At 70.9% G+C, this 4,535-nt stretch carries 4 protein-coding genes; 3 read left to right on the forward strand and 1 reads right to left on the reverse strand.

Annotation, left to right across the window (positions count from 1 at the left end; all coding sequences use genetic code 11):
* The 3 genes from ADK86_RS12965 to ADK86_RS12975 all read left to right on the forward strand — a co-directional run.
* Positions 1-398 (forward strand): ComF family protein (locus ADK86_RS12965; protein ID WP_053696731.1); only part of this gene is annotated, 398 nt, incomplete at its 5' end.
* A 318-nt stretch (positions 399-716) separates the two neighbouring features.
* The gene (gene hpf / locus ADK86_RS12970) at positions 717-1,409 is read left to right on the forward strand and encodes a ribosome hibernation-promoting factor, HPF/YfiA family (protein WP_053696732.1); all 693 of its coding nucleotides are present in this window, start codon (positions 717-719) and stop codon (positions 1,407-1,409) included.
* Between the two features lie 236 nt (positions 1,410-1,645).
* Positions 1,646-2,401, forward strand: coding sequence for a response regulator (locus ADK86_RS12975; RefSeq protein WP_030376711.1), 756 nt, complete (start codon positions 1,646-1,648; stop codon positions 2,399-2,401).
* Between the two features lie 348 nt (positions 2,402-2,749).
* Here the strand turns inward: ADK86_RS12975 and ADK86_RS12980 are convergent, their stop codons facing one another.
* Positions 2,750-3,961, reverse strand: a complete 1,212-nt coding sequence (locus ADK86_RS12980) for a winged helix-turn-helix domain-containing protein (RefSeq protein WP_053696733.1) — start codon at positions 3,959-3,961, stop codon at positions 2,750-2,752.
* Positions 3,962-4,535: the final 574 nt, after the last annotated feature.

A 4,535-nucleotide genomic window follows, 5' to 3' on the forward strand; every position in this document is an offset into this window, starting at 1 on the left:
CCCCCCTCCTCCTCATCCCCATCCCCTCCGCCCCGCGCGCCGTGGCGGAGCGGGGGCATGATCCGGTGCGGCGGATGGCGCTGGCGGCGGCGCGGGACCTTCGCCGGGAAGGGGTGCCCGTTCGGGTACTCAATGTGCTGAAGCAACGGCGTACGGTGGTTGACCAGGCGGGCCTCAGTGCCCGCCAGCGCCTGGCCAACGTCTCCGGGGCCCTGACCGTCGTCACCGGAGGCGGGCGGCTGCTGGCGGCGGCCCCGGTGGTGCTGGTGGACGATCTGATGACCACCGGGGCTTCGCTGGCGGAGGCGGCGCGGGCGGTCCGGGCGGCCGGCGGGAGGGTGGTGGGCGCGGGTGTGGTGGCGGCGCCGCGGAGTGCTTTCGAAATCAACTGGAACTGACCGCCAAAATTCATCGTTGCAGGTAACAAGCGCGAAAAGGCATCCAAACGGAGCTAGTACCAGCCAGGGGGTGCCGCCACCCGCCCGAGAGAGCTATGTTCGGTTGTGAGGACTTGGCAGACGCTTTGCCTCAGATGCCGGATAGGTGCGTTTAACGGGTCTTTGCGGGGACTCTGAAACCACGGGAGTGGGGACCCTGCCCACGGGGGAGGAGGAGGTGAAAGTCGCCAAGTCCGAGGCTTCGGCACTTACCGGAGCCTGGTGCAAGAAGGAATCGCTCCGCGCGCCGAGCGGGGCGATCCGGGAACGGAGTTCTGCGTGGACATCGTCGTCAAGGGCCGCAAGACCGAGGTGCCCGAGCGGTTCCGCAAGCACGTGGCCGAGAAGCTGAAGCTGGACAAGGTCCAGAAGCTCGACGGCAAGGTGATCAGCCTGGACGTCGAGGTGTCCAAGGAGCCCAACCCCCGGCAGGCCGACCGTTCCGACCGAGTGGAGATCACGCTCCGCTCCCGAGGCCCGGTCGTACGGGCCGAGGCGGCCGCCGCCGATCCCTACGCCGCGCTCGACCTGGCCACGGCCAAGCTGGAAGCGCGGCTGCGCAAGCAGCACGACAAGCGCCACTCGCGGCGCGGCAACGGACGCATCCCGGCGAGTGACGTCGCGGTCAGCGTGCCGGACGCGGCCATGCTGGACGAGAGCGGCCGGCTGACCGTGGACGGCGAGCCGCGGGACGAGGTGCCGACGACGAAGATGGGCTCGCTGGAGGTCCAGGGCGAAGGGCCGCTGGTCGTCCGCGAGAAGACCCACTCCGCGGCGCCGATGACCCTCAACCAGGCGCTGTACGAAATGGAGTTGGTCGGCCATGACTTCTACCTCTTCGTCGATGCCGAGACCAAGCAGCCGAGTGTCGTCTACCGGCGGCACGCCTACGACTACGGCGTGATCCATCTGAACCCCGACTCGTTCGGAGGAGAGGAGCCCGGTGGCGCCGGAGGGGCGCTCGGCGGCTGACGGCCGCTGAAGTGGTGCCCCCGGCGTACGCCCGGGGGCACCATTGCGCCTGCGGGGGGCAGGAGTTGAGGCCGTATAGTGTTTGTGCCAGCCAGGGAGCTTGTGAGCACGAAATGGCGACATGCCGGGGAGACGGTTGTATGGCGTTGTTCGGGCTGGCCGCAGGGGGCTGTTGTCAACCAGCCTTACATCCAAACTCTGGCCTTCACCGGCCGAGTAGTTGACGGGAGGGAACGATGGGGGACAGCTTCGGGCCCGTGCGCGGCGGAGCGGACGACGACGGATTCGGTGTCGGCGACGATTCCGGCATGGACGCGAGCATGTCGCGCAAGGAGCCGATCAGGGTCCTGGTCGTCGACGACCACGCGCTCTTCCGCAGGGGCCTGGAGATCGTGCTCGCCCATGAAGAGGACATCCAGGTCGTCGGCGAGGCCGGGGACGGCGCCGAGGCGGTGGACAAGGCGGCCGACCTGCTGCCCGACATCGTGCTGATGGACGTACGGATGCCCCGGCGCGGCGGCATCGAGGCGTGCACCTCCATCAAGGAGGTGGCCCCCAGCGCGAAGATCATCATGCTGACGATCAGCGACGAGGAGGCCGACCTCTACGACGCGATCAAGGCCGGGGCCACCGGCTACCTCCTCAAGGAGATCTCCACGGACGAGGTGGCCACGGCCATCCGCGCGGTCGCGGACGGTCAGTCCCAGATCAGCCCGTCGATGGCGTCCAAGCTGCTGACCGAGTTCAAGTCGATGATCCAGCGCACGGACGAGCGGCGCCTCGTGCCGGCGCCCCGGCTCACCGACCGTGAGCTGGAGGTCCTCAAGCTGGTGGCCACGGGCATGAACAACCGGGACATCGCCAAGGAACTCTTCATCTCCGAGAACACCGTCAAGAACCACGTCCGCAACATCCTGGAGAAGCTCCAGCTGCACTCCCGGATGGAAGCGGTGGTGTACGCGATGCGGGAGAAGATCCTGGAGATCCGCTGAGCGGACACTGGCTGGCCGGATCGCTCGGCGACCCCCTGGGCAGCGGCCCCCTGAGCAGCGGATCACTCGGTGGAAGCCATGGCAGCGGGCCCTTCGGCGGGGCCCCTATGGCAGCGGGCCGCTCAGTGGCACCCCGGCCGTGAACTGCCTCAGCACGTTTCTCAGCGGCTGACTGCTGAGCGGATCTCTCCGCACCGGCACCCCGGGCAGCGGCTGGCACCCTCCGCAGCTCACCCCTGAGCAGCTCCCTCCTTGGCAACCGCCTGTCTCAGGGCCTCGGCCCCTTCCGCCCTACCCCCCCACATCCACTCATTCAGGTGACACAAACGCCGCCCCACCCTCCCCTCCTCACACCTCCGAAAGCTCCCCCACCAACCCCGCCCTCAGCTTGGCGTCGTCGCAGCGCTCGATCCGTACGGTGTCGCAGCCGACCCACCGGGCGGCCTCCGTCAGCGCCTGGGCCATCGGGCGTACGGCCTTGGCGTCGCGCATCGACACTTGGCGGGCGATGAGCGTGCTGCCCTCGCGGGCCGGGTCCACCCGCCCGGCGAGCCGGCCGCCGGTCAGCAGTGGCATCGCGAAATAGCCGTGTATCCGCTTGGCGCGCGGGACGTACGCCTCCAGGCGGTGGGTGAAGTCGAAGATCCGGGCCGTACGCGGGCGGTCCCAGATGAGCGAGTCGAAGGGCGAGAGCAGGGTCGTACGGTGCCGGCCGCGCGGCGCGTCGGCCAGGGCGGCGGGGTCCGCCCAGGCGGGCCTGCCCCAGCCCGCGACCTCGACCGGGACCAGGCCGGAGTCTGCGATGACGGAGTCCACCTGGTCGTTCTTGAGGCGGTGGTAGTCGGCGAGGTCCGCGCGGGTGGCCACGCCCAGCGCGGCACCGGCCTGGGCGACCAGGCGGCGTATGCACTCGGCGTCGTCCAGATCGTCGTGCAGCAGGTCGTCGGGGATGGCGCGCTCGGCGAGGTCGTACACCCGCTTCCAGCCGCGGCGCTCGGTGCACACCACCTCGCCGGTGTCCAGCAGCCACTCCACCGCGATCTTGGTCTCGGACCAGTCCCACCATTCGCCGCCCTTGCGGCCCCCGCCCAGGTCGGAGGTGGTCAGCGGGCCGTCGGCCTTGAGCCGGTCCAGTACGGCGGCGCAGGAGCCCTCGCGGTCCTCCATCAGGTGCCAGCGGTGCCCCTTGGCGCGCATCGCCCGGCGGCGGAAGGCGAAATGCGGCCACTCCTCGACCGGCAGGATGCAGGCGGCGTGCGACCAGTACTCGAAGCTGTGCCCGCCGGACCAGTAGGCGGACTCGACGGCGGGGCGGCCGACGGCGCCGAGCCGGGCGTACGGGATCAGCTCGTGCGAGCGGGCCAGTACCGAGATCGTGTCGAGCTGCACCGCGCCCAGCCGCCGCAGCACGCCCCGTACGCCCGCGCGGCGGTCCGGCGCGCCGAGGAAGCCCTGGGCGCGCAGGGCTATGCGCCGGGCGTCGTCGGCGGACAGGGACGTCACGGGCTTCGGCGTCGCGGACTTCGGTGTCACGGACTTGGCAGGCGTGGCAGCTGTCATGAGGCCCAGCGTAGGAGCCACCACTGACAACGGCCGGTGCCGACGGGACCGCGGACGGCCGCCCGGCCGCGCGCCCGAACTGGTCAACCGGTGTACGGGATATGGGCCGCCCCGGAGGCGGGCTCCGGACCCGGAGGGGAGCGGCGGGCCGACCCGGGCGACCTCCCGTACGGCCCCGGTGGTGCGGCCCTGACCGCGCTGCTCCGACCAGCACACCGTCGGCCTTGGCGGTCACCGCGAAGCGGTAATGGGCGCCCGCGCCCCGGCCCCCCTGGCGGGCACGTACACAACTGACAGGCACGTACACGACTGGCAGGCACGTACACGGCTGGAGCGTCGGCACTCTCGAAAGGGCGCAGGACGAACCCCTCGGTGCTCCAGGACGAACCCCTCGGTGCTCAGCGTGACGAGGCCCATACCGGGGAGTGAGCGGAGACCGGAGCGCCGGAGACGAATCCTTTCCCCGCCCCACGGACGGCGCCCCACCGGACCACCCGCCCCGCCTGCCGCAACCCCCCCCCCCCCCCCCCCCCCCCCCCCCCCCCCCCCCCCCCCCCCCCCCCCCCCGCCCCCC

Origin of the sequence: Streptomyces sp. NRRL F-5755, from assembly GCF_001279365.1 — a bacterium.
Lineage (GTDB): Bacteria > Actinomycetota > Actinomycetes > Streptomycetales > Streptomycetaceae > Streptomyces > Streptomyces rimosus.

Excerpts from the sequence above, each read along its gene's own strand:
- ADK86_RS12980 (WP_053696733.1), bottom strand. The coding sequence starts at position 3,961 with ATGACAGCTGCCACGCCTGCCAAGTCCGTGACACCGAAGTCCGCGACG.
- ADK86_RS12975 (WP_030376711.1), top strand. The coding sequence starts at position 1,646 with ATGGGGGACAGCTTCGGGCCCGTGCGCGGCGGAGCGGACGACGACGGA.